Below are 24,826 nucleotides of genomic sequence, written 5' to 3'. Positions count from 1 at the left end.
GCGCCGACGGGCACGTCTAGGACCGGCCGAGGTACGACGGGAGGACGGCGGCGAGGCGTTCGTACTCCTCGGGGCGGTTGTAGATCTGGCCGCAGACGCGGATGCCGCCGCCGCCCGGCCAGGGCCAGGTCAGCACCCGGATGCCCTGCTCGGCCGCGATCCGCTCGCGCAGCTCACGGGCCCGCTCCGGGGTCTCGGCGACGCCGGCCGGCAGGCGCAGGGTGCGCATCGCGAGGCCCTCGCCGTGCGGGAGCGCGGTGAGCCCGGGAAGCTCGGCGAGCAGGGCCGCCCCGTGGGCGGCCAGCGCGCTGTTGTGGGCCCGGACCTTGGCCGCGTCGAGCCGTTCGAGCAGGTCCAGCCCGTCGGGGGCGGCGAGCCAGCCGGTGTAGTCGGCGGTGGCGCGGTTCTCGACGGAACGCGGGAATCCGTGCTGGTCCTCCCAGGACGGTACGAGCGCCCGGATCCGGCGGCGGTACTGCGGGGCCACGGCCAGGACCGCGCTGCCGGAGGGCGCGTAGCCCCACTTGTGGAGGTTGCCGAACCAGAAGTCGGCGCCGCCCGCGAGGGGGTCGGCGAGCATGCCGAGGGCGTGGGCCCCGTCGACGACGGTGGTGACCCCGCGTGCGCGCAGATCGGCGAGGAGCCGGGGGGAGGCGATGATCCGGGCGGTGGGCGAGCTGACGTGGTCGAGTACGGCCACCCGCGTACGGGGGGTCAGCGCGGCCAGCACGGTCTCCCGTACGGCGTCCTCGTCCGGCAGGTGGGGATCGAGGGCGACGGTGGTGACCGGGGCGCGGCGGGCGGCGGCCGCGACGACGGTGCCGTAGCCGTGGTCGGTGACCAGGATCTCGTCGCCGTCGGCGAGCGGGACGGCGTCGAGGGCGAGGTTGGCGCCCTCGGTGGCGTTGGCGATGAAGGCGATGCCGTCGGGGTCGGCGCCGAGGTGCCCGGCGATCCGGTTACGGGCCCCGGCGAGGCGGTCCGGGACGGCGATGAAGAAGGCGTCGGGGTCGGCGTGGACCTCGGCGCGGAGCTCGGCCTGGGCCTCCTGGACGGGGACGGGCACCGCGCCGAAGGAGCCGTGGTTCAGGTGGGCGACGCGGGGGTCCAGGCGGAACAGGGCGGGCCCGCCGGGGAACTCGTGGGCGGATCCGGCGGGACGTATCGGCTCGGTCACTGCTCCTCCGGGGATGCGGCGCGACTGTCCTCCGGATCATCCCCCGCCACCGCCGGCTCCGGTAGGGCGCCGCCGAAGGCGCGGCTCCCGTACGCGAGCAGCTCGCGCACGGCGGGGCCGTGCTCGGTGCGCCAGACCAGGCAGAGCAGGGCGGGGGCGTCGACGTCGTCGATGACGCGGGCCGTGAGCCGGTCGCGGTAGGCGTCGGCCATGGACTCGCTGAGGACGGCGACGCCCAGCCCGCGCGCGGCGAGGTCGGCCATCGCGTCCGCGGCCCCGGCCTGCAGCGCGATCGCGGGCCGCAGGTGCTGTGCGGCGCAGGCCTGGTCGAAGACAGCGCGCAGACCGGTGCCGGCGGGCATGCAGATGACCGGGTGGTCGCCCAGGTCGCGCAGGGTGACCCGGGGCCGGTGCGTCAGCGGGTGGCCGGGCGGGACGGCGACGACGAGCCGCTCGCTGACGATCGTGAGGGCCTCCAGCCCGGCGGGGGCGGCGGTCGCCGTTCCGATGAGGGCCACATCGATCGTGCCGGTGCGGACCCCCTGGACGAGCCGGTCGGAGTTCTCCTCCAACAGGGCGATCTCCACGCCGGGATGGGCCCGGTGGAAGGCGGCGAGGGCGTCGAACAGCGGGGTGACGGTGCAGCCGAGGACCATGCCGACCGTGATCCGGCCCCGGATGACGCCCGCCACGTCCCCGACCGCCTGGCCGACCGCCTCGGCGGCGGCGAGCGCGGCCCGTGCGGGGGCGAGTGCGGCGGCTCCGGCGGCGGTGAGGGTCGCGGTGCGGGCCGAGCGGTCGAACAGCTCGGCGCCCAGCTCCCGCTCCAGCCGGCGGATCTGCGCGCTGACCCCGGACTGGCTGATGTGCACCCGCTCGGCCGCCCGGGTGAAGTTCTGCTCCTCGGCGACGGCGACGAAGTATTCGAGCTGCCTCAGTTCCATGACTGGAGATTCTAGTTACCAGAAGATCCATCTGTTGGACTTCTGAATGCCGGGGGATCAGGCTGGGAGGCACGAAGCGCGACGCACACCCATGGAGGAAGTCGTGTTCGAGAAGGCGATGCGGCCCGAGGACATCACCCGCCTGTTCGTCGAGCGTTCCAACGCCGGGGACGCGGCGGGGGTCGCCGCGCTCTACGAGGAGGACGCGGTGCTGGCGTACCCGCCCGGGGAGCGGACGGTGGGCCGCAGGGCGATCCGGGCCCTGTGGGAGCAGGTGCTGGCCCACCGCCCGGTGTTCGAGCCGGAGGAGCCGCTGCCGACGCTGGTCGTCGGCGACATCGCGCTCACCTCCACCCCGCCGAAGGACGGTTCCGGGGCCCGCACGCAGGTCGTCCGGCGCCAGCCCGACGGCAGCTGGCTGCGCCTGCTCGACCAGCCGGAATTCACCCCTCCGGCCGGCTGACCGCCCCGGCGCCCGGCCGGACCCCGGCCCCGGGCCGGACCCCGGCCCCAGGCCGGACCCCTGCGCCCGGCGCGGCCCCGACCCCGACCTACGAGTCCCGTCCGCTGGTGGCCGCGTAGTACTGGAGGTCCTGCACCTCCACCTGGTGGTCCACCCGGTACGGCAGGTCCACCCGCACCCCGCCCTTCCCGCCGCGGACGACCTGCGCCGAGCTGGTGCCCGGCTTCAGCGGGAGCAGCTGCGAGTGGATCCCGGCGGGGGCCTCGTGGCTGCCCTCGGCCGTCCCGACGGTGGTGCGGACCGATCCGGGGCCGGTGAGGAAGCTCAGCACCTCCACCTTGTCCCGGGGGGCGGCGCTCCCCCTGCGGAGCGACATCACCAGCGACTGGTCGCCCGTCGGGTCGGCGTCGGCGAACTGCGTGCGCGCCGAGAGGTAGAGCGTGTCCCGGACGATCTTCGGCCAGCTGCCCGTCTTGAACCTGGACAGGTAGTACGAGGTCAGGTCCAGGTACGCGTAGCCGTTGTGCAGGGAGGGTGCGAACTGGCTGCCCTCCGAGTAGTCGTTCCAGGTGGTGAGCTGCACCCAGTCCGCGCCGTCCTCGATGGCGTGCGTCCAGGTGGAGCGCAGGGTCGCGGTGTTGCCCGCCTCGTCGTAGATGCCCTGGTTGGGGCGCGCGTCCTGGACCGACACGGGCTGCATCCAGATCTTGCCCATCCCGTGGGCCCGCTGGACGTCGCGCGTGGAGCTCTCCTGGCCGACGTAGCTGCGGCTGCCCCATTCGGAGAACCCGTGGCTGATCGGGGCGAACTCGCCGCTGTGGGCGCCGAAGTCGAGGAAGAGCGGGACGAAGGCGGTGCGGATGCCGTGCCTGGACTTCAGGAGGCCGATGACCTCGGTCCACCAGGCCACGCTCTTCTCCTCCGCCTTGAAGGGGGAGACCACGAGGCGGCCGTCGGGGAGCCGGTGCGCGGCCGAGGCGTCGGCGAGCGTGGCGAGCGCTTCGGCGAGCACCGCGGGGTCGTCGGTCTTCAGCGAGGTCATGTCCGGCATCAGCATGATCTTGAACGCCGGGTCCACGGAACGGGCCGCTGCCATCAGCAGGTTGGAGCGGTCCCAGTTCTTGCCGGAGAGGGAGAGCAGGTCGAGGGTGAAGCCGTCGATGCCCGCCGCACGGGCCGTGCGCACCTCCTGCTGGAGGTTGGCGTACTCCCAGTCCCCGCCCTTCGGGGTGACGGGCAGCGGACGGTCGCGCAGCAGGCCGCCGTACCTCCCGTGCTTTCCGCTCTCGCCGTCGGGGTCGAGGTAGTTGCGGGTGTAGTAGTCCCGGTCCGCGGCCGCGTTGTCGAGGGAGAGCGGGTACGGGGTGAAGTAGTGGGCGAACACCAGCTTCTTGCCCGCCGCGCCGGAGCGCAGGGCGGCCGGCTGGGGCATGTCGAAGGGCAGGGCGCCGGTGGGGCGTTCGGCGCCGGAGTCCACCGCGCCCTTGGGATTGCCCTTGGCGGCGGCGCCCTTGGTGGGGGCCGGGGGCGGGGTGGGTGACGCGGTGGCCGCACCGGAGGCGCCGGGGGCGGCATCGGGCCCGCTGCCCGCAGGAAGGCCGCCCGGAGCCGAAGCCCCTTCCACGGACGCTCCGCCGAGGGGGTCCCAGGCCGTTCCGGTGGCAGCCCAGACCCCGACCAGGAAGAAGGCGGAGAGCAGCACGGCGAGCAGCGGCCGGCGACCGCGGAAGGCCGGCCGACGCCGGTGCGAGACCGGCCCGCTCCCCACCCGTCGTGCCGCACGGCGCTGTGCTCGCCGGTCCGTTCGCCGGTCCGCTGTCATTCTGGTCCCTCCCGCGAATATGCCCCGAGGAGGGGCTGGACAGCAGTAGAGCCCAATACCGGCTTCCGGACAACCGTTCGCAGGAACCAGGGTCCCGGTACGTACGTCACAGGGACCACGGGAACTACGCAGGCCGTCCGGCGACGCGTGCGGAGCCCCCACCTGGGCCGCAGCGAAGCCGTTCTTCGGAATGCGACATTCCCCTAGCCTTGTGTCGTTAGTGGCGCATAATCGTCGTCACGCGGCCAGAAAAAAACACCCTCTTGCCGCACCTGGTCACGCATGCAATGGGGGCATCGTGCCGATGAGGAAATCCGGGGCCATGGGGGAAGCCGGGCCGATGAGGGAAAAGGGGTCGACCGCGATGCTGCCGGCGACGTCCGCCGAGATGTCCCGGCTGCTCACCGCCGTGCGGCGGGGGCGCGTCCTGACCGTGGCGGGAGCGTTCCGCGAGCCGCGGAGCCTGCTGGTACGGGAGATCGCGCGGCGGATCGCCTCCAACTTCTACGACGGGGTGGCCCTCGTCGCCATGGACCCGCTCCACGGCGGCTACGGCGTCCGCGAACTGACGGCCGAACTGGGCTCCGCGCCCGGCATGGCGGAACCGGCGTGCGGGAGGACCGACACCGCCTCCTGGCTGGCCGAGCGGGACATACTGCTCGTCCTGGACGGCGCGGAGCAGCTCGGCCCGGACGCCCTGGCCTGGCTGCGGAAAGTGCTGGCCGTGGCCCCGGGGCTGCGGATCCTGGCCGCCGGGCGGTCCCCGCTCGCCTTCGAGCAGGAGCGGATCCACCGGCTCTGACCGGCCCTCGTCCGTCGTGGGGCCCCGGACCCGTTACGTGCGCGGCACACCGCTGCCATGGAGCCGCCACAACCCCGCCATGGCGCTGCCACACCCCGGCTCTAGGGTCTGACCTGCGGATTTCGTCGGTGCGCGAGCTCCGCCGAGAACCCCCGTGCGTACGTTCCCTTCCCCGCAGCTCAGGAGGCCCTTCGCGAGCGGGCCCACGAGCACGCCCCCGGAACGCGCCACGGAGGCGGAGTCCTTCGGCTTCAGCTTCGTCTTCGCGGGCTTCCTCACCGCCGAACTCGCCGCCGTCTCGCCGGCGGTGGCAGGACATGTGCAACATCTGGAACGGCGACTTCCCCGTCCGCAACACCCGGGCCGACGGGTACGCGGGCACCGCGCCGGTCCGGTCGTTCCGGCCCAACGGGTACGGCCTGCACCAGACGGTCGGCAACGTGTGGGAGTGGTCAGCCGACCGCTTCTCGCCCGCCGGCCCGGAGCGGGCCATGCGCGGCGGCTCCCACATGTGCCACGGCTCGTACTGCAACCGCTACCGGGTCGCGGCCCGTACCCGCAACACCCCCGACAGCTCCGCCGGGAACATCGGCTTCCGGGTGGCCGCGGACGTGGTCCCCGGCCTCAGCCCAGCTGCCGGCTGAGCTGTCGCCACACCGGGGCGGGGCAACGTCCCTGCGGCCGGGACCTGAGGAACATCCCGTAGTCGACGCGGCGCGGCGGACGGCCGAACTCCACCCAGTGGGCGCGGCCGGAGGCCTTGTCCCAGCCGTCGTTCGGCATCCGGATGTGGTCGGTGCGCCCGTCCTTGTCCTTGGTGGTGATCTGGGCGACCTCGGCGTGGCCGGGGTGGACGGCCAGCACCACGCAGTAGTGCCGCAGCTGCCGTGCCGGGTCCTCGCGCAGCGGCACCATGGCCAGCCAGATCTCCCCCGGCGCCGGCCGGGGCGCACCGACGGTGGTGACCGGGCCGCCGCGGGAGGCGTCCCACCGGCGGACCGCGACGACGAAGGCGAGCGCCACCAGTCCGGCGGCCATGCTCTCGGCCGTGGCGCGGAGGTTCCACGCCGGGTGGTCCCCGACCTTGCTCTCCGTCCACCACAGTGCCGCGGCCACGAGTGCGAGCAGGACCGCCGCCCGGGCCGGGACCAGCCACCGGCCGCCGGCCCGGCGGCGCCCCGCGAACAGGGCCAGCAGCAGGGCCACGAGGACCGGTACGGCATAGACGATCAGGTACTGGCCGAAGCCGCGCAGCTGCTGCGGCGGCGTCTGCTCCGCCAGCAGATCGGGGAGCGTCAGCGGCACGGCCAGCAGATAGCCGACGGTGGGCAGGACGAAGAGCACGAGCAGCAGCCCGGCGCAGCCGATGCCGCCGCAGGACGTGTCGGACCGGCGTGCCACGGAACCCCCAGAGCGTCTCGGTGGACGTCCCGGCCGGCCCCTCTCGGGCGCCTGGGAGGTCACGGATCCCGAACGCTAGCGCAGTGCCCTCGCCCCGGCCAACAGCCCCGTGGCGGCCCCGGCCGGACACGGGTCCGCCCCGGCCGGGCACGGAGCCGACCGGGGCGGAGCACGTCGTCACCGACGCGCGGGTGGAGCTGTGGGCGTCAGCCCAGGAGGGCCAGCGCCTGGTTGAGGGTCGCGGACGGGCGCATGATCGCCGCGGCCTTCGTGGCGTCGGGCCGGTAGTAGCCGCCGATGTCGACCGGGGAGCCCTGCACCGCGATGAGCTCGGCGACGATGGTCTCCTCCTGCTCCGACAGCGTCTTGGCGACCGGCTCGAAGGCGGTGGCCAGCTCGGCGTCGTCGCTCTGCTTGGCCAGCTCCTGCGCCCAGTAGGTGGCGAGGTAGAAGTGGCTGCCGCGGTTGTCGATGCCGCCCAGCTTGCGGCTCGGCGACTTGTCCTCGTTGAGGAAGGTGCCGGTCGCGCGGTCCAGGGTGTCGGCCAGCACCTGAGCGCGGGCGTTGCCGGTGGTGGTCGCGAGGTGCTCGAAGCTCGCGGCCAGGGCGAAGAACTCACCCAGGCTGTCCCAGCGCAGGTAGTTCTCCTTGACCAGCTGCTGGACGTGCTTCGGGGCGGAGCCGCCGGCGCCCGTCTCGAAGAGGCCGCCGCCGTTCATCAGCGGGACGACCGACAGCATCTTGGCGCTGGTGCCCAGCTCCAGGATCGGGAAGAGGTCGGTCAGGTAGTCGCGCAGCACGTTGCCGGTCACCGAGATGGTGTCCTCGCCGCGGCGGATGCGCTCCAGGGAGAAGGCGGTGGCCTCGACCGGGGAGAGGATCTTGATGGTCAGGCCCTCGGTGTCGTGCTCGGCGAGGTAGGTCTTGACCTTGGCGATCAGCTGCGCGTCGTGGGCGCGGGTCTCGTCCAGCCAGAAGACGGCCGGGACACCGGTGGCGCGGGCGCGGGTGACGGCGAGCTTGACCCAGTCCTGGACCGGCAGGTCCTTGGTCTGGCAGGCACGGAAGATGTCGCCGGCGGCGACCTCCTGCTCCAGGACCGTGTGGCCCGCGGCGTCGACCAGGCGGACGGTGCCCGCGGTGGCGATCTCGAAGGTCTTGTCGTGGCTGCCGTACTCCTCGGCCTTCTGCGCCATGAGACCGACGTTCGGGACCGAGCCCATGGTGGACGGGTCGAAGGCGCCGTGGGCGCGGCAGTCGTCGACGACGACCTGGTAGACACCGGCGTAGCTGCTGTCCGGGAGGACGGCGAGGGTGTCGGCCTCGGCGCCGTCCGGGCCCCACATGTGGCCGGAGGTGCGGATCATGGCCGGCATCGAGGCGTCGACGATGACGTCGGACGGCACGTGCAGGTTGGTGATGCCCTTGTCGGAGTCGACCATCGCGAGGGCCGGGCCCTCGGCGATCTCGGCGTCGATGGAGGCCCTGATCGCGTCGCCGTCGGGCAGCGCGCCCAGGCCGTTCAGGATGCCGCCCAGGCCGTCGTTGGGCGACAGGCCGGCGGCGGCGAGGATCTCGCCGTAGCGGGCGAAGGTCTTCGGGAGGAAGGCGCGGACCACGTGGCCGAAGATGATCGGGTCGGAGACCTTCATCATCGTGGCCTTGAGGTGCACGGAGAACAGGACGTCCTCGGCCTTGGCACGCTCGATCTGGTCGTTGAGGAAGGTGCGCAGCGCGTCGACGTGCAGGACGGACGCGTCCACGACCTCACCGGCGAGGACCGGTACGGACTCGCGCAGCACGGTCGTGGCGCCGTCGGCGGCCACGTGCTCGATGCGCAGCGTGCCGGCCTCGGCGATGACGGTGGACTTCTCGGTGGAGCGGAAGTCGTTCTCGCCCATGGTGGCGACGTTCGTCTTCGACTCGGGGACCCAGGCACCCATGCGGTGCGGGTGCGTCTTGGCGTAGTTCTTGACCGAGCCGGGGGCGCGGCGGTCGGAGTTGCCCTCGCGCAGGACCGGGTTGACGGCGCTGCCCTTGACCTTGTCGTAGCGGGCGCGGATGTCGCGCTCCTCGTCGGTCTTCGGGTCGTCCGGGTAGTCCGGGAGGGCGTAGCCCTGGCCCTGGAGCTCGGCGACCGCGGCCTTGAGCTGCGGGATCGAGGCCGAGATGTTCGGAAGCTTGATGATGTTGGCTTCCGGGGTCTTCGCCAGCTCGCCGAGCTCGGCGAGGGCGTCGGCGATCCGCTGGCTCTCCTGGAGGTACTCCGGGAAGACGGCGATGATCCGACCGGCCAGGGAGATGTCACGGGTCTCGACATTCACACCGGCCGTCGACGCGTATGCCTGGACCACAGGCAGGAAGGAATACGTCGCGAGGGCCGGGGCCTCGTCAGTGTGCGTGTAGATGATGGTCGAGTCAGTCACCGGATGCTCCGCTCCACAGTCTGCGTCTCTCGTCTGCAACATTGCTCGACATCAAGATATCTCGTGATCGGGCCACTCAGGACAGCCCCCTGCCGCCAGTCCGGGAGACGCATGTCACGCGGGCCCCGGCAGGCCCCGGAAATGGCGAGAGCGCCGCCCCCGGCTGTTCCCGGCCGGGGCGGCGCTCAGGCATTCGGGCCTTGGTCAGGCCCGTACGTCACATCAGGCGGCGAGGACCTTGGGGTCCGGGCCGTACTGGTTCGGCTGCGGCTGACCGGCGGTGGCGGTCAGGACGAGCAGCCAGATGCCACCGATGAAGGGGACGAAGGCGATGAAGTACCAGGCGCCGGACTTGCCGAGGTCGTGCAGACGACGGACGGTGAGCGCCAGCGTCGGAACGAGGGTGCCGAGGACGTACAGGCCGACGATGATCGAGTTGGCGCCGATGACGGCGTCCAGGATCGCGAGGACGATCACGACGGCCACCTGGAAGAGGGTGAACATCCAGTACTCCTGGCGGCGCGCGCGGCCGGAGAAGACGGCGTACTTCTTCAGGACATCGGTGTAGTGGTTCATGAGGGTCCCCCCAGAGGACGGTTGGTTCGGCCCGTCCTGCTGGAGCAAGCCGGGGCAGAACTTATGCCCCCTTTACGGCGCGGTCAAGCCAGTTCACAACCCGCCGGAATGGGCACTTTCCTTCGGTTCTCTGACCAAACACACGCGTACCTGGCGTCACTTGAAACCCACCGATCGCCTTTGACCACAAGGCGTGACGAAATGGGCCGCGTTCAGGAAGGACAGCAGGCCCGCACGGGGGCGCGAGTCCCGCACCGGGCCTGCACCGTCGGCGAAATACCCCGCATTGTCCGGGCCGTTCACGGACCTGACGGGCAGGAGCCCGCCCACCCGGCTCACGGATCGTTACCTCACTGCAGCCTGGGCCGTCGCGGCCCGGGACAGAAGGGGGATTTCGGCCCCGGGCCGCAGTGGCCGATCGACCGTCAGCCGATGTGGAAGGAGTCCCCGTAGACCTTCCAGTCGAGGGGCGTATTGAGGTTCAGGTTGCCCTTCTTGAGGAAGACCCGCTGCGCGGTGTCGACCCGACTGGTGTCGCTGTGCGCCTCCTCCTGCTTCATCGCCCAGACCCGGGCGTCGAGGAAGGCGTTCAGCCAGGCCGTCTCGTTGCCGCCCTGGGACGGGGGCTTGGCCTTGGACAGGGCGCGCTTGCGGATGTTGCGGAAGCTGGTGGAGTCGGTGCCGTCACCGTGCATGACGATGGCGTCGTAGTACATGAACTGACCCAGCACACCGACGCCGTCGGCCTTGCCCTGCTGCACCGACGGGTTGAAGTAGACCCGGTCGCGCTCGCGGTCCTGGGCCTTCCTGAACTCCGCGTCCTGGGCCGCCTTGGCCCAGTCCTTGGTGAAGTTCGGATCGAGGCCGGCGTGCGAGTCGCTGCCGTCGACCCTGCGCAGGGCCGGGAGGTACTTGGCGAGGACGTTGCCCGGCTTCACCTGGGTGTAGTACTCGACGAGGTCGAGCATGTCGCCGGTGCCGGAACAGAATCCGATGATGCCGGCCGTGTAGCCGCGACCGTCGTCTATGTCCTCTATGTACTTGTACTGCGCCTTCCAGTCCAGCGAGGAGTTCTCCGCGCTGGAGACGATCTTCATGGCGATCTCCTTCTTCGCCGGATCGTCGAGCCCGACGGCCACGGCGGCCGAGGTCCGCGCCGTGGGGGCGGGGGCCGCGGTGGCATGGGCGGTGACGGGGACGGCGATCAGCGCGCTGCCGAGCAGCGCTCCGATCGCCAGCATCTTGCGGTGGGGGGTGAACACAAGGCCTCCATACGGTGGTTGAGGCGTCCCGGCTTCGTTAGGAAACTTTACTACCAGAGCTGACGGCAGCTCAATACCCGCGCGCACCCCAAGGAATGGTCCCGTCCGGTCAGAGCCAGCCGTTGCGCCGGAAGCCCCGGTGGATGACGAAGCATGCGAGCGCCATGACACCGAGGACCAGCGGGTAGCCGTAGGTCCAGTGCAGTTCGGGCATGTGGTCGAAGTTCATGCCGTAGACCCCGCACACCATGGTCGGGACGGCGACGATCGCCGCCCACGCCGTGATCTTGCGCATGTCCTCGTTCTGGGCCACGGTCACCTGCGCGAGGTGGGCCTGCAGGATGGAGTCGAGGAGGTTGTCGTAGGCGCCGATCTGCTCCGTGGCCCGGGTCAGGTGGTCGGCCACGTTGCGGAAGTAGGCGCGGCTCTCCGGCGGGATGACCGGTATCGGCTGCGTGGCCAGCTGCTGGAGCGGGCGGCTCAGGGGCGCCACCGCCCGGCGGAGCTCCAGGAGTTCACGCTTGAGCTGATAGATCCGTCCCGCGTCGCCGCGGCCGCCGTCCTCGCTGAACACCGCGGTCTCGACGGCGTCGATGTCGTTCTGCACCGCGTCCGTGACGGCCACGTAGTCGTCGACCACATGGTCGGCCATGGCGTGCAGAACCGCCGCGGGCCCGTTCGCCAGTCGCTCCGGCGCCGCTTCCAGCTCCTCGCGGACCGGGCCCAGCGTGCCGCGGCCGCCGTGCCGGATGGTGATGATGAAGTCCTGGCCGGTGAAGGCCATCAGCTCGCCGGTCTCCACCACCTCGCTGGCCGCGGTCAGCTCCTCGTGCTCCACATAGCGCACGGTCTTGAAGACGGAGAAGAGCGTGTCGTCGTAGCGCTCCACCTTCGGGCGCTGGTGCGCGTTCACCGCGTCCTCGACGGCGAGGGGGTGCAGGCCGAACAGCTCGGCCAGCCCGGCCAGCTCGGAGGTCGACGGCTCGTGCAGGCCGATCCAGACGAAGCCGTCGCCCGACTTGCGGACCCGGCGCAGCGCCTCCTCGACCTCGGCGCAGTCGTCCTGCCGGACGCCCTCGCGGTAGATCACGCAGTTGACCACCGCGCTGCCGAGCGGGGAGCGGGACGGGTGGCTGAGGTCCACGGCCCGCCGGTAGCTGCGCCGCACGACGCGACGCAGGTTGCTGAACATGGACAAGGCGTACTCCCCTTCGGCGGATCAGCGGCCAGTCTGCCATCGCCGCCGGAACGCCTGCGTCCGGGCTCACCGCCTCCCGCCGTGAAGTCGCCGGCGGCCCGCGCGTTTCAGACCCGGTCGATGAACACGCTCGTCGACTTCACCCGCGCCGTGGCCCGCGCGCCGACCTCCAGCCCGAGCTCCTCCACCGCCTCACGCGTCAGCAGCGACACGATCCGGTGCGGTCCGGCCTGGATCTCCACCTGCGCGTCGACCGTGCCCAGCTTCACCCCGGTGACGATGCCCGGGAAGGCGTTGCGGGCCGAGGTGTACGCGGCCTCCTCGCCCTCGGTGCCCTCCTGCGCCGCCTCGACGCAGAACGCGGCCAGGTCGGGACCGTCCACCATCCGTCGGGTGCCCTCGCGGTGGGTGGGGAACCGTTCGGCGTCCGCCCAGCGCCGCGCCGTGTCGACGCTGACACCGAGCAGCCGAGCCGCCTGACCGATCGTGTAGGACTCCATGCGTCGCAGCTTAGGCGGTGCCGCGCCGATCACGGCGAAGGGCTGCGCAGCGCCTCCCGGGCCGCCGCCGCGATCACGCCCGCGACCTTCGACAGGGCCGGTGAGTCGAGCTTCCACTGCTGCCAGTACAGGGGCACGTCCATCGGCCGCAGTGGTTCCAGCAGCACCAGCTTCCCCGTCCGTACCAGCGGGCTCGACTGCTGCTCCGGCACCAGCCCCCATCCCAGCCCCGCGACCACCGCGTCACGGAAGCCCTCCGACGTCGGTATGTAGTGCCGCACCGGCCCCGCACCGGCAGCCTCGTCCCCCGTCAGCGCGCGCACGAAGGCGTCCTGGAGGTCGTCCTTGCGGTCGAAGACGATCGTCGGTGCCTCCCGCAGGTCCCGCTCCGGCTCCCCCGTCAGGTACCGCGCCGCGAACGCGGGGCTCGCCACCGGCAGGTACCGGGACAGCCCCAGCATCCGCACGCTGCACCCCGCCACCGGGTCGGGCGAGGAGGTCACCGCCGCCATCACCTGTCCCTCGCGCAGCAGCGCCGTCGTGTGCGACTCGTCCTCGCGGTGGAGTTCGATGCACACCGGCGGATCCTGCGGCACCCGCGTCAGCGCGGGCAGGAACCAGGTGGCGAGGGAGTCCGCGTTCACCGCGATCGGCAGCCGCACCGGGCCCATTCCCTCGGCCATCCCCAGCCCGGCGCGCGCGTCGCGCTCCAGCCGGGCCAGCTGGCGGGCGAAGCGGACCACGACTTCCCCCGATTCGGTCGCCCGCACCGGCTTCGTCCGCATCAGCAGCACCCGCCCGGTCCGCTGCTCCAGCGCCTTGACCCGTTGGCTGACCGCGGAGGGCGTCACGTGCAGGGCGGCCGCCGCCGCGTCGAAGGTGCCCTCGTCCACCACGGCGAGCAGCGTGCGTACCTGGTCCAGCGGAAGCTCGTCCATCACGAGCGCTAATGGTACGTAAAAATCTTTAGCTGTACTGAACAGGCAGCGCTGCCTACGGTCGAGCCATGAACTACGGCATCCTCACCGCGGCCCTCGCCGGCTTCGGCACCGGACTCTCCCTCATCGTCGCCATCGGCGCACAGAACGCCTTCGTCCTGCGCCAGGGTGCGCGCCGTCACGCAGTCCTCGCCGTGGTCGCCATCTGCGCCGTCTCCGACGCACTCCTCATCGCCCTCGGCGTCGCGGGCGTCGGTGCCTTCGTCACCGCCTGGCCGGCCGCCCTGACGGTGGTCGGGCTCGCCGGGGGCGCCTTCCTGATCTGCTACGGAGTCCTCGCCGCCCGCCGGGTGCTGCGGCCCGCCCCGGGCGCGGCCCTCACCACGGAGGGGGCCACCAGCGGCTCCGCCCGCCGGGCCGTGCTGACCTGCCTGGCCATGACCTGGCTCAACCCGCACGTGTACCTGGACACCGTGCTGCTCGTCGGTTCCCTCGCCGCCGACCGCGGCGACCTGCGCTGGGCCTTCGGCATCGGGGCCGGGCTGGCCAGCCTGACCTGGTTCGCCGCTCTGGGCTACGGGGCCCGGCTGCTCAGCGGCCTGCTCGCCCGCCCCGCCGCCTGGCGGATCATGGACGGGCTGGTCGCTGCGACCATGGTCACCATGGGCGGCCTGCTGCTGGCCCGCGCCTGAGCCCCGCATGTCGGCGCCGGGCACCCGCCGCGGCCGGGGCATAGTGCTCGTGCCGCCGAACCGACCCCCAGGAGCCCCTCGTGCCCGACCGCCCCTCCCCGCTCGTGGCCGCCACCGGGGTCGTCCTGGACACGGGCGGGCGGGTCCTCGTACTGACCCCCTCGCGCGCGGCGGATCCGCAGCTGCCGGGCGGCACGGTCGAGGAGACCGAGACCCCTGAGGAGGGACTGGCCCGGGTCCTGAAGGAGGAGCTGGACCTCGCTCTGCCGGCCGGCCGGCTGCTGGCGGTGGATTCGCGGTCGCCCGGCGCGGCCGGCGTACCCGGCCGTTCCCTCGTCGTGCACGTCCACCTCGTCGGCCCGGTCCCGCCGCAACAGGCCGACGCGATCTCCCTCCCCGCCGGGTCGCTCACCGGGGCGCACTGGCTCCCGCCGGACGAAGCCTGTGCGGCCCTGCCCGCCCCGGTCGCGCCCCGGCTGCTCGCCGCGCTGGCCGCCCTGCACACCGGGTCCTTCGCCCACCTCGTCGACGGTGTGCCCCATCCCGGCTCCCCGGCCGGCCTGGACCCGGCCCGGCGCGTCGCCCTGGAGCACTCGGGCGCCCTCGACCCGGCCAGTCACCGGGCCAGCCGGCCCAAGGCGGTGACCGCGGCGAGCGTGCTGTTCACCGACCCCGACGGCCGGGTGCTGCTGGTCCAGCCGGCGTACGGCAGGTCCGACCGGTGGAACCTGCCCGGCGGCGGCATCGACAGCGACCTCGGTGAGATCCCGCGCGCCGCGGCCCGGCGGGAGGTCCACGAGGAACTCGGTCTCGACCTCGCCCCGGGCCGCCTGCTGGCCGTGAACTGGTCCCACAAGGCGGGCCGTCCGGCCCGGATCCGATTCCTCTACGACGGCGGCGTGCTCGACGCGCCCGCACTCGCCCGGATCCGGCTGGACGAGACCGAGCTGCTCCAGTGGCGCGCCGTGGCCCCCGCGGACCTCCGCGGCCTGGTCAAACCCGCCCTGCGGCGCCAGATCACCGCCTGCCTCACCGCCCTGGCCACGGGCACCGGCCCGCTGGAACTGCACGCGGGCCGCCCCTGACCGCCGCGGCCCGGCCGCCGCCGCGCCGGGCCGCGGCGGCGGGGTTACGGTCGGCGGCATGGACGGTGATCGCCGGCGGTGGCGCCAGTGCTTCCTCAGCGGGGCGGTGTTCGCCGTGTGCATGGCCGGCACCACGCTGCCGACCCCCCTCTACGGCCTCTACCAGGAGAAGTTCGGGTTCTCCGAGCTGATGGTGACCGTCGTGTACGCGGTGTACGCCTTCGGGGTGATCGGCGTACTGCTGCTGGCGGGCAACGCCTCGGACGCCGTCGGCCGCCGGCCGGTGCTGCTGGCGGGCCTGGCCTTCTCGGCGCTGAGCGCCGTCTGCTTCCTGTGCGCCACCGGACTGGGCTGGCTGTACGCGGGCCGGCTGCTGTCGGGGCTGTCCGCCGGGCTCTTCACCGGGGCCGCCACGGCCTACGTGATGGAACTGGCACCCGGCAGCGGCGCCGCCCGGGCCACGTTCGTGGCGACGGCCGCCAATATGGGCGGGCTCGGCTGCGGCCCACTGCTCGCCGGAGTGCTCGCGCAGTACGCCCCGTGGCCGCTGTACCTGCCGTTCGCCGTGCACCTCGCGCTGGTGGCGGCCTCCGCCCTGATCCTGCTGCGACTGCCGGAGACCGTGCGGGACCGGAAGCCGCTGAGCACCGTACGACCGCAGCGGCCCGGCCTGCCCCCGCAGGTGCGGTCGGTGTTCGCTCCCGCGGCGATCACCTCGTTCGTGGGCTTCGCGCTGTTCGGGGTCTTCACCTCGGTCAGCCCCGCCTTCCTCGCGCAGTCCCTGGACGTGCACAACCACGCGGTGAGCGGGGCGATCGTCGCGCTGGCCTTCTTCGCCTCGACCGCCGGGCAACTGGCGGTCGGCCGGGTCGGGGTGAGCCGCTCGCTGCCCCTGGGCTGCGCGGGGCTGCTCGCCGGGCTGGTGCTGCTGGCGGGTGCGTTGTGGTGGGACCAGCTGGCGCTGGTGGTCGCGAGCGCGCTGGTGGGCGGGGCCGGGCAGGGGCTGGCGTTCCGCGGGTCGCTGTCCGCGGTGGCGGCGGCCTCTCCGCCGGATCAGCGCGCGGCGGTGATCTCGATGCTGTTCGTCGTGGCGTACACGGGCATCTCGGTGCCGGTGATCGGGGTGGGGCTGCTGGTGGAGCCGATCGGTCTGGAGGGCGCCGGGCTGGTGTTCATCGCGTGCATGGCCGTACTGGTCGGGGCCGCGGCCGGGTACCTGCTGCGCCGTCCGGTGCGTGCGCGGGCGTGATGCGCGCGCCCCGGTCCCGCCGGGCGGCCTCCGCGGCTCACACCGGCTTCCCGCTGCCGCTCAGCCGATCCCCGAGAGGACTGCGGCGATAGAGGACCTGCCGTCCGTGGCGCGCCCGTGAGACGAGGCCGGTGGCGTACAGCACGCCCAGGTGCTGGGAGACGGCGCTCGCGGTGACCCCGAGGCGCCGGGCGAGCTCGACCGTGGGCAGCGGCTCGTCGAGCAGGCCGAGCAGCCTCGCCTTGGGCGCGCCCAGCAGGGACACCAGGGCGGCCGTGTCGGCGACGGGCTCGCGCACCCACAGGGTCGCCACACCGCGGCTCGGGTACGCCAGCGTCGGCGCCTCCTGCGGACTGACCGGCGGTGCGGGCTTGTGCGCGAACACGGACGGTACGAGGAGCAGCCCTCGGCCGGACGCCACGACGCGGTGCCGGCTGATCATCTGTCCGATGTGCAGCACGCCGCCCTGCCAGCGCAGGTTCGGGTGCATGTCGGCGAAGAGGAGGCGGGCCCCGCCCATGGCCAGTTGCCGCGCGCGGTAGGTCATGTCGGCCTCAAGCAGGAGGCGCATCCGCGGCCACATCGGCCGGACGGCGGCTTCCCAGTACTGGTGCAGGACCGCGCACAGGGCGTCGCGGAGGGCGAGGACGGGCCCGTCGCCGGGGGCGAGGGCGCCGAGCAGCGGGGCCGGGAGCGGGTCGGGGGCGTGCGCGGCCAGCAGATCGCGGCGGACCAGGTCCGGGGGCGTCCGGCGGACCGCAGCCAGTTCCTCCTCGAAGGAGGGGGCGAAGACCGCGGGCCTCGGGGTCAGGAAGTCGGGCAGGGTGCGCCGTACCGCGACCACGGACATCAGCAGTTCCGTGTCGAGCCCGTCGAGTACGCCGAGGACCGACCTGCGCCACGGGAGGTGGAGGGCGGAGAGTCCCGGCTCGCGCAGCACACGCAGGCTGAGCACCGTCTCGTACAGGGGCGACAGCGCGAAACGGGTGTCGGCAAGGTCCTCGACGCCGAGTTCGAAGCTGATCATTGAGGCATACGCTACATCGATTGGCGCGGGGGCAAATGTGCCGTGGACTCCGTCCCATGACAAGTCCCCTCGTGGCAGACACCGCCCACCGGCGGCCCGGGATGAGCCGCCGGTTGCTCCTGCTCCTGACCCTGACCTGCGCCGTCGGCGTGGGAACCGTCTACTTCCCGCAGGCGATCAGCCCCCTGGTCGTCGCGGCCCTGCACGAGTCGCCCGGTTCGGCCACGCTCGTGGTGACCGCGATCCAGATCGGCTACACGGCCGGAATCTTCCTGCTGGGGCCGCTGGGCGACCGGCTGCCGCACCGCCCGTTCCTCGTCACCCTGCTGGCCCTGACCGGCGTCGGTCTGCTGGCCGCGGGCTGCGCGCCGGGGCTGGCCCCGCTGATCGCCGCGGCGGCCGTCGTCGGCATGACCACGGTTGCCGCCCAGGTCATCGGTCCGCTGGCGGCGGGGCTGGTGGCCGCCGAGCGCAGGGGAGCGGTACTGGGCACCCTGCTGAGCGGTTCGACCGGGGGCATGCTGCTGGCCCGCACCTTCGGCGGGACGCTCGGGGAATGGCTGGGGTGGCGCGCCCCCTATCTGGTGGCCGGGGCCGTGGCCCTGATCCTCGCGGCCGTGCTGGCCCGCACCCTGCCGGTCAGCCTCCCGAGCTCGCGGCAGCGGTACCCGGCGCTGCTGGCCGAGCCGCTGCGCCTGCTGCGGACCGAACCGGAACTGCGCCGCTCCTGCCTCTACCAGGCGACGGTGTTCGGCGGGTTCTCGGCGGTCTGGACCTGCCTGGCGCTGCTGCTCACCGGCCCGGCCTACGGCCTGGGTGCCCATGCGGTGGGGATGCTCGCCCTGGTGGGCGCGGCCACCATGCTGTGCACCCCGTACGCCGGGCGCCTGGTGGACCGTACGGGAGCGGACCGGGTGAACCTCGTCTGCCTGATCGGGGTCCTCGTCTCGGCGGCGGTCCTCACGGCGGGCGCCCGGGGCGGGGCGGCCGGCACGGTCGCGCTGGCGGGCGGCACCCTGCTGCTCGACATCGCGATGCAGTCCGGCATGGTCGCCAACCAGGCCCGGGTGTACGCCCTGCGCCCCGACGCCCGGAGCCGGCTCAACACCGCCTACATGACCTGCGCCTACCTGGGCGGCAGCGCCGGGTCCTGGGTCGGCGTGCGGATCTACGGCCGGGCCGGCTGGCAGGGTGTGTGCGCGCTCGTTGCCGTGCTGGCCGGGATCGCCCTGGCCCGCCATCTCGTGGCGCTCCACGGGCGGGGGACGGACGCACGACAGGCGGGGGACCGTGGGCCGGGCGAACCGATGCCCGTCGGCATCGGTTGCCCTCCCTCTGTCCCCCGCCTGTCGAGGCAGCCGGTCGAACGGCGAGTGATCTGACGGATCCCCGAGGATCAGACCGCCGGAATCGGGTAGGTCGGGTACTCCACACCGGACACGTGCTGGACCACACGGATGACCTGGCAGGAGTAGCCGAACTCGTTGTCGTACCAGAGGTAGAGGATGGCGTTGTCGCCGTCCACCTTGGTGGCGCCCGCGTCGACGATCGAGGCGTGGCGCGAGCCGACGAAGTCCATGGAGACCGCGTCGGGCGCCGTGGTGAAGTCGATCTGGCGCTTGAGCGGCGAGTGCAGCGAGACGTCGCGGAGGTAGTCGAGGACCTCTTCGCGGGTGGTCTCACGGCCCAGGCGCAGGCTCAGGATGGCGATCGAGACGTCCGGGACGGGGACGCGGATCGAGCTGCCGGTGATCGGCGCCTTCAGGTCCGGCAGCGCCTTGGCGACGGCGGAGGCGGCACCGGTCTCGGTGATGACCATGTTGAGCGGCGCGGAGCGGCCACGACGGTCGGCCTTGTGGTAGTTGTCCAGCAGGTTCTGGTCGTTCGTGAACGAGTGGACGGTCTCCACGTGACCGCGCAGGACACCGTACTCGTCGTCCATGGCCTTCAGCGGCGGAACGATCGCGTTGGTGGTGCAGGAGGCGCAGGACAGGATCTGCTCGTCCGGCTTGATGGTGTCGTGGTTGACGCCGTGGACGATGTTCGGGACGTCGCCCTTGCCCGGAGCGGTCAGCACGACCTTGTCGATGCCGGGGCGCAGGTGCTTGGACAGGCCCTCACGGTCACGCCACTTGCCCGTGTTGTCGATGAGGATGGCGTCCTTGATGCCGTGCTCGGTGTAGTCCACCTCGGACGGGTCGTTCGCGTAGATCACCTTGATGGCGTTGCCGTTGGCGATGATCGTGCTGCTCGCCTCGTCCACGGTGATCGTGCCCTGGAACTGGCCGTGGATCGAGTCGCGGCGCAGCAGCGAGGCGCGCTTGACGATGTCCTGGTCGCCGCCCTGACGGACGACGATGGCGCGCAGGCGCAGGCCGTTGCCGGAGCCGGCCTTCTCGATCAGCAGGCGGGCGACGAGGCGGCCGATGCGGCCGAAGCCGTACAGGACGACATCGCGGCCCTCGCCGCGCTCGATCTTGTTCGTGCCGGTGGCGCCGGCGACGGCCTCGGCGGTGAACTCGGCCACCGAGAGGCCGCGGTCGTCGCTCTTGTAGTCCGCGGCGAGCATGCCGATGTCGATCTGGGACGGGCCGAGATCGAGCGTGGTGAGCACCTGCAGGAACGGCAGCGTCTCGGTGACCGAGAGCTCCTCACCGTCGATCTGCCGGGCGAATCGGTGGGTCTTGAGGATGCTGACCACCGACTTGTTCACCAGGGATCGGCTGTGGAGCAGGATCGTGACGTCCCGCTCCCGGTGCAGCTTCCCGATGATCGGGATCATCGACTCCGCGATCTCCTCGCGGTTCTTCCAGCTGGTGAACGAGTCCTCATTGACAGTCACAGGATTATCTTTCGAGCTAGGCGGTGCTCATATGCTAACCCGCCGCCATTTTGGTCACTTAAGCGGTACCCACCGTGTCGGGAACGGGCACTATGTGACATGAATTTGTACGTGTTTTCAATGGTTTCTCGCTAGAAGGCGCCCCGGTGCCGCAGCCCGCGCGGACGGCCGTCCGGGTCGACGAGCAGGTGGTGCAGCGGGGTGGCGAGCAGCCGCCGGGTCACGGCCAGGTCCGGGGACCCGTACCGGCGCAGCCGGCCCGGCGGCCGTGGACCGGGGCGGCCGCCCGCGTACCAGGCGTCCAGGGCCGCCGCGCACGCGGCGAAGGCATCGAAGGCGGACGCGGGGTCGCACAGCTCGTCCGCCGCCCCGGCCCCGGTGTGTTCGCGCATGAGCTCCAGGCGCAGCTCCCGGGCGAAGGCCCGCGCGCCGTCCCCCAGCCCTCCCGGATCGGCCGGCCGGCGCGGGTCCGGACGCTCGTCGTACACGGCGCAGCCCAGCTCGGAATCGTGCGTCCACGAACGGAGGTTGATGTTGTCGGAGCCGACCGAGGCCCAGACGTCGTCGATCACGCACACCTTGGCGTGGACGTAGACCGGTGTTCCCGCCCGGTTCTCCAGGCCGTACACCGCGACCCGGTCGCCGCCGGCCCGGCGCAGCTCGTCCAGGGCCGTGATCCGCCCGATCAGGTTCATCGGCCCGGTGAGCGGACCGTCCTGCTCCGGAACGCTGGGGACGACCGCGATCACCCGCAGCCCCGGGTGATCGCGCAGCGCCCGGGCGAAGCGCTCCACCACCCGGGGCGACCACAGGTACTGGTCCTCCAGGTAGATCATCGCCCGGGCCCGGCGCAGCGCCTTGGTGTACCCGCGGGCGATGCTGCGCTCGCCGTCCGGGGCGAAGGGGTAGCCGGACAGCAGGCGGTTCGGATACGTCCGCAGCAGTTGGACGGTGTGCGTGCCGCAGGGCGCCGGATCGGGTGACTGCGGGGGCAGCGGGTCCGCGCTGATGTCCTCGCGGTGCATCCGCTCCCGCAAGCGGACGAGCGGGCTGCGACTGAGCGGAGCCGGGTCCTGCCAGCGCTCGCGGAAGACGGCCTCGACGTCACCCACGACGGGCCCGCGCAGGGCGAGCTGGACGTCGTGCCAGGGCGGGTGCGGCCCGTAGGCACGGGCCAGCGTGAGCGATTGGCGGTCGCCCGTGTGCGAGGCGTCGTCGTTGCGGTTGTGACAGAGGTCGATCCCGCCGACGTAAGCGACGTCGAGCTCCGGACGGCCGCGGTGCCGCAGCACCACCAGTTTCTGGTGGTGGGAGCCGCCGGGCCGGGCCCGCATGTCGAGCAGGCACTCACCGCCGGCCCGTGCGAGCTCCTTGCCGAAGCGGAGGTTCTCTTCTTGGCTGAAGTGAAGACTGTCCAGGTGGGACCGCCACAGCAGCCCCTTGACGAGGACGCCTCGCTCGGCCGCCCGGCACAGCACGGCGCCGATCTCGGTGCCGGGCCCGGCGAGCCGCTCGTCCGGATCGCCGCGCCAGTCGGTGAACATCAGCAGATCGCCCGGGCCCGTAGCGCGGACGGCCGCGAGCAGTTCCGCGAAGTACACGGCGCCGTGGACCAGGGGCCGTACGTGGTTGCCCGTGGACCAGGCCGTGCCGTCCGGGCGGCGGCGGTCCAGGCGCGTCGCGGGGTTGCCGCGTTCAGCGGGGAGCAGGAGCCAGTCGGCGCGTGTCACGGTACCGGCTCCGGGGCCGCTCGCTGGCAGGATCGACGGCGGTCATGTGGTCCTCCGATCGCGCCGGTGCACCGCAGTTTCAGGCTAGCCGCACCCGGACGGCGCGGCCCGCTCAGCCCACGGGTTCGGCGGCGGCACCGCGGCCCGCCGGGGCCTGCGGCCGGGCGGGCCCGGGCGCCCCGCGGGTCCCGCGGAACACCACGTCGGCCATCCGCCGCTCGGGGCCGCCGCGGCGCAGGAAGCGGTAGCCGAGGAAGGCCGCCGGGCCGAAGAACACCTGGGCCGGGATCAGGGTCGGCGCGTGGTCGGTGACCGCCGCGACGATGTGCAGCGTGGCCACGGGCGCGACGGCGCCGAAGAGGGTGACCAGCGCGATCCCGGTCCGCAGCCCCCGGGTCCCGTACGCCTTGTAGGCGGTGGTGGTGAACAGGGCGTAGGCCAGCAGGTCGCCCATGCCGACCACGGCCCCCAGGTCCTCGCCGATGCGCAGGCCCGCGGCGGGGGCGTACGGGTATCCCTGGACGGCGTCGGACAGCTCCTGGGTCAGCGGGACGACCCAGGCGAAGAAGGCGTCGTAGGCGGTGAGCGCGAGCAGGAACCACGCGACGTTCTTCAGGCGCATGCCGCCCTGCACGTTGAGGTTCGTGGCGGAGACGACGATCAGCAGGACGACGGCGCTGTTCGCGATCCAGTACGGCGGCGCGGTCTCGCCGAAGGCCAGGTGGCAGGCGAGCACGCTCGCGATGAGTAGGGCGATCAGCGCCCACCGCAGTCGGCCGTTGCCGATCAGGGGCTGATAGCCGACCGACAGCCCACCGGCGAAGACCAGGGCGAGCACCACCGGCAGGACCGCTCCCGGCAGCGTCAGATAGATGTACGGCAGCGCCAGGACGAAGCCCATCATCATGAAGATGTCGCTGCCGTTGAAGACGCCGACGGGCGGCCTCGGGGTGCGCACGGCACGGAAGTAGGCGATCGCGCCGACGCACACGCCGAGCGCCAGGGCGATGGTGACCGCGAGCTGGAAGAAGACCGTCATGCGTGGCTCCGGGTGAAGGTGTGCTCCAACAGGTCGCAGCGGAGGGGGAAGAGGCGCGCGGCTACTTCGTCGTCCACGGGCAGGACCGTGACGCGGGCGTCGATGCCCCGGTCCCGCAGCCGTTCGGCCGCCTCCGCCTCGGTGACCTCCTTGGAGGCGACCTCCACGTGGAGCCGGCCGTCGTCCCCGACCTCGGCCCGGTGGCGCAGCGGCCACGGCAGTCCGGGGGTGCCGTCCAGCGCCTCCAGGATGTCGCGCGGGGTCACCAGGCCCTCGACGGTGCGGTGCAGCGTGCCCGACTTGCCGAGGATGTGGGAGACGGCGGGCACGGCCGCCAGCTCGCAGTCCGGTTCGCCGTCCAGCGTGCGGACCACGTCACCGGTGTTGTAGCGCAGGACCGGCATGCACTCCCGGTAGGGAAAGTAGGGCGTGACCGTCAGTTCGCCGAGCCGGCCGGGTCCGGCGGGCTCGCCGCTCGTCAGGTCGAGGACCTCGGTGTAGCCCATGTTGGGGTCGATGTGGAGGTGCCGCTTGCTGCAGGTGCGGCCGCCGACCGGCAGCAGCTCGGTCATGCCGAAGGCGTCGCCGACGGCCTTGGCCCCGAACGTCTCGCGCAGGGCGTCCGCGAGGCTCCGCGACAGCATCTCCCCGCCGGCGTAGATCGCCCGCAGTCCGAAGTCGTCGGGCCCGTAGCCGCGACGCCGCGCGGCGGTGACCATCTGGCCGAGGTAACTGGGGTTGCCCGTGAGGATGGTGGGCCGGGTGCCGCCGACTTCGGTGAGCAGGTGCTCGACGGACTCCTCCGGCGGGATCTGTCCCACGACGTGGCACGAGGCGTTCGCGAGCCGGCACACCTCGACGTCCTCCTGCACGGCGGCCGTCGCCCGCGAGCTGAGGTTGATCTGCATGCGGTCGCCCGGGCCGAGATCGCCGCGCAGCACCAGGGACAGCGCGATGAGTGCGGGCCAGAGTTCCATCTCGTAGCGGGAGAGCCAGATCTGCACCGGGCGGCCGGTGGTACCGGTCGTCTGGGTCGCCAGGTAGGGGGTGCTGCACAGGAAGTCGGCGGGCCGTTCGATGAGATCGACCTTGCGGGTCACCGGGATCCTGGTGAGCGTCTCGGCGGTCAGGCCGTCGAGGTCGATGCCGGCGAGGCGCTCCCGGTAGAAGGGGGAGTGCTTGGCCAGGCGGCGCACGGTCCGCTGGAGCGCGCGGTTCTGCAGGTCCCGGCGCTCGTCGGGATCGGCGAACGGCCCGTCGGCCAGTTCGTCCACGTCGTCGCCGAGCGAGCCGAACTCCTCCAGCGTGAGGAGGGCGTCGGCGACCAGTCGCTCGACGGCCCGGACGTTCAGCCGCCGGCCGAACACCATCGCCATGGCCACCCGTACCTGGCGGACACCGGTCTCCAGCACTCATACCTCCCTGGGGCGTGGCGAAGGGGTGGGAGCGGCACGCCGCTCCCACCCCTCACTTCTTCGTCAGCTGGCGGAACAGGTGGCGAAGAAGACCGCCGTCATGGCGCCCATGACGTACTTGAACTGCTTGGCGCTCGTCTTGATCGCGCTCATCGGATCCTCCTTGTTTCGTTCCGGGCGGACGGTCATTCGGGCTCCCCTGAGGTCGCCGTAACGTTCCGTCACTTGGACGTGAACA

At 72.3% G+C, this 24,826-nt stretch carries 21 protein-coding genes and 1 pseudogene; 7 read left to right on the top strand and 15 right to left on the bottom strand.

Features of this window, described 5'->3' with window-relative positions:
* Positions 1–16 precede the first annotated feature (16 nt).
* Both IE257_RS13760 and IE257_RS13755 read right to left on the bottom strand, forming a co-directional pair.
* Complete coding sequence (locus IE257_RS13760) at positions 17–1,177, bottom strand: aminotransferase class V-fold PLP-dependent enzyme (RefSeq protein WP_229920326.1); 1,161 nt, start codon at positions 1,175–1,177, stop codon at positions 17–19.
* The gene (locus tag IE257_RS13755) at positions 1,174–2,121 is read right to left on the bottom strand and encodes a LysR family transcriptional regulator (RefSeq protein ID WP_189968240.1); all 948 of its coding nucleotides are present in this window, start codon (positions 2,119–2,121) and stop codon (positions 1,174–1,176) included. Before IE257_RS13755 ends, IE257_RS13760 begins: the two co-directional genes overlap by 4 nt.
* Positions 2,122–2,239: 118 nt before the next feature.
* Between IE257_RS13755 and IE257_RS13750 the strand changes: the two genes are divergently transcribed.
* Positions 2,240–2,584 carry a YybH family protein gene (locus tag IE257_RS13750; protein ID WP_372453015.1) on the top strand — a complete coding sequence of 115 codons (345 nt, stop codon included), beginning with the start codon at positions 2,240–2,242 and terminating at the stop codon, positions 2,582–2,584.
* Between the two features lie 88 nt (positions 2,585–2,672).
* On the opposite strand, the gene IE257_RS13745 is transcribed toward IE257_RS13750, so the two are convergent.
* Positions 2,673–4,286: a glycoside hydrolase family 71 protein gene (locus IE257_RS13745; protein ID WP_229920325.1), complete on the bottom strand. Its 1,614-nt coding sequence runs from the start codon at positions 4,284–4,286 to the stop codon at positions 2,673–2,675.
* A gap of 460 nt (positions 4,287–4,746) precedes the next feature.
* Between IE257_RS13745 and IE257_RS13740 the strand changes: the two genes are divergently transcribed.
* Both IE257_RS13740 and IE257_RS13735 read left to right on the top strand, forming a co-directional pair.
* A complete protein-coding gene (locus tag IE257_RS13740) occupies positions 4,747–5,208 on the top strand; it encodes a hypothetical protein (RefSeq protein ID WP_189968234.1) in 462 nt (153 codons plus the stop codon).
* Between the two features lie 311 nt (positions 5,209–5,519).
* Positions 5,520–5,852, top strand: a pseudogene (locus tag IE257_RS13735) (formylglycine-generating enzyme family protein); the annotation flags it as partial.
* On the opposite strand, the gene IE257_RS13730 reads toward IE257_RS13735, so the two are convergent.
* The 7 genes from IE257_RS13730 to IE257_RS13700 all read right to left on the bottom strand — a co-directional run bounded on the left by IE257_RS13730 (position 5,833) and on the right by IE257_RS13700 (position 13,509).
* Positions 5,833–6,609 (bottom strand): hypothetical protein, encoded by a 777-nt coding sequence (locus IE257_RS13730; RefSeq protein WP_189968231.1) that lies wholly within the window; start codon positions 6,607–6,609, stop codon positions 5,833–5,835. The pseudogene IE257_RS13735 and the gene IE257_RS13730 sit on opposite strands and share 20 nt — an antisense overlap.
* 206 nt (positions 6,610–6,815) lie before the next feature.
* Positions 6,816–9,035: an NADP-dependent isocitrate dehydrogenase gene (locus IE257_RS13725; RefSeq protein WP_189968229.1), complete on the bottom strand. Its 2,220-nt coding sequence runs from the start codon at positions 9,033–9,035 to the stop codon at positions 6,816–6,818.
* 222 nt (positions 9,036–9,257) lie between these two features.
* Entirely contained in the window at positions 9,258–9,611 is a 354-nt protein-coding gene (locus tag IE257_RS13720; protein WP_189968227.1) for a DUF805 domain-containing protein, read from the bottom strand.
* A gap of 425 nt (positions 9,612–10,036) precedes the next feature.
* Positions 10,037–10,852, bottom strand: coding sequence for a chitosanase (locus IE257_RS13715; protein ID WP_189968357.1), 816 nt, complete (start codon positions 10,850–10,852; stop codon positions 10,037–10,039).
* Positions 10,853–10,982: 130 nt separating this feature from the next.
* Positions 10,983–12,065: a magnesium/cobalt transporter CorA gene (corA, locus tag IE257_RS13710; RefSeq protein WP_189968226.1), complete on the bottom strand. Its 1,083-nt coding sequence runs from the start codon at positions 12,063–12,065 to the stop codon at positions 10,983–10,985.
* A gap of 113 nt (positions 12,066–12,178) precedes the next feature.
* A complete protein-coding gene (locus IE257_RS13705; RefSeq protein ID WP_189968224.1) occupies positions 12,179–12,571 on the bottom strand; it encodes a TOBE domain-containing protein in 393 nt (130 codons plus the stop codon).
* Between the two features lie 29 nt (positions 12,572–12,600).
* On the bottom strand, positions 12,601–13,509 hold the full coding sequence (locus tag IE257_RS13700; protein ID WP_189968355.1) for a LysR family transcriptional regulator ArgP: 909 nt from the start codon (positions 13,507–13,509) through the stop codon (positions 12,601–12,603).
* A gap of 68 nt (positions 13,510–13,577) precedes the next feature.
* Here IE257_RS13700 and IE257_RS13695 point away from each other — a divergent pair, with 68 nt between their 5' ends.
* From IE257_RS13695 to IE257_RS13685, 3 genes are all read left to right on the top strand, one after another.
* A complete protein-coding gene (locus IE257_RS13695) occupies positions 13,578–14,201 on the top strand; it encodes a LysE/ArgO family amino acid transporter (RefSeq protein ID WP_189968222.1) in 624 nt (207 codons plus the stop codon).
* A gap of 80 nt (positions 14,202–14,281) precedes the next feature.
* Positions 14,282–15,286 (top strand): NUDIX hydrolase, encoded by a 1,005-nt coding sequence (locus tag IE257_RS13690; protein WP_189968220.1) that lies wholly within the window; start codon positions 14,282–14,284, stop codon positions 15,284–15,286.
* A gap of 58 nt (positions 15,287–15,344) precedes the next feature.
* A complete protein-coding gene (locus IE257_RS13685; protein WP_189968218.1) occupies positions 15,345–16,535 on the top strand; it encodes an MFS transporter in 1,191 nt (396 codons plus the stop codon).
* A gap of 37 nt (positions 16,536–16,572) precedes the next feature.
* Here the strand turns inward: IE257_RS13685 and IE257_RS13680 are convergent, their stop codons facing one another.
* Positions 16,573–17,562 (bottom strand): ArsR/SmtB family transcription factor, encoded by a 990-nt coding sequence (locus IE257_RS13680; protein WP_189968216.1) that lies wholly within the window; start codon positions 17,560–17,562, stop codon positions 16,573–16,575.
* Between the two features lie 101 nt (positions 17,563–17,663).
* On the opposite strand from IE257_RS13680, the gene IE257_RS13675 reads away from it, so the two are divergent.
* Positions 17,664–18,944 carry an MFS transporter gene (locus tag IE257_RS13675; protein ID WP_189968352.1) on the top strand — a complete coding sequence of 427 codons (1,281 nt, stop codon included), beginning with the start codon at positions 17,664–17,666 and terminating at the stop codon, positions 18,942–18,944.
* A gap of 14 nt (positions 18,945–18,958) precedes the next feature.
* On the opposite strand, the gene IE257_RS13670 is transcribed toward IE257_RS13675, so the two are convergent.
* The 4 genes from IE257_RS13670 to IE257_RS13655 form a co-directional block, all read right to left on the bottom strand.
* On the bottom strand, positions 18,959–20,404 hold the full coding sequence (locus IE257_RS13670) for a glyceraldehyde-3-phosphate dehydrogenase (protein ID WP_189968214.1): 1,446 nt from the start codon (positions 20,402–20,404) through the stop codon (positions 18,959–18,961).
* A gap of 131 nt (positions 20,405–20,535) precedes the next feature.
* Entirely contained in the window at positions 20,536–22,134 is a 1,599-nt protein-coding gene (locus tag IE257_RS13665) for a phospholipase D family protein (protein ID WP_189968212.1), read from the bottom strand.
* Positions 22,135–22,246: 112 nt separating this feature from the next.
* Positions 22,247–23,173, bottom strand: coding sequence for a hypothetical protein (locus IE257_RS13660; protein ID WP_189968210.1), 927 nt, complete (start codon positions 23,171–23,173; stop codon positions 22,247–22,249).
* Entirely contained in the window at positions 23,170–24,585 is a 1,416-nt protein-coding gene (locus tag IE257_RS13655; RefSeq protein ID WP_189968208.1) for a phenylacetate--CoA ligase family protein, read from the bottom strand. Before IE257_RS13655 ends, IE257_RS13660 begins: the two co-directional genes overlap by 4 nt.
* Positions 24,586–24,826 lie beyond the last annotated feature (241 nt).

This window comes from Streptomyces avidinii (assembly GCF_014650695.1).
GTDB classification, from domain to species: domain Bacteria; phylum Actinomycetota; class Actinomycetes; order Streptomycetales; family Streptomycetaceae; genus Streptomyces; species Streptomyces avidinii.
Note: the sequence above shows the minus strand (reverse complement) of the source record. Positions and strands in the feature narration are given on the sequence as shown.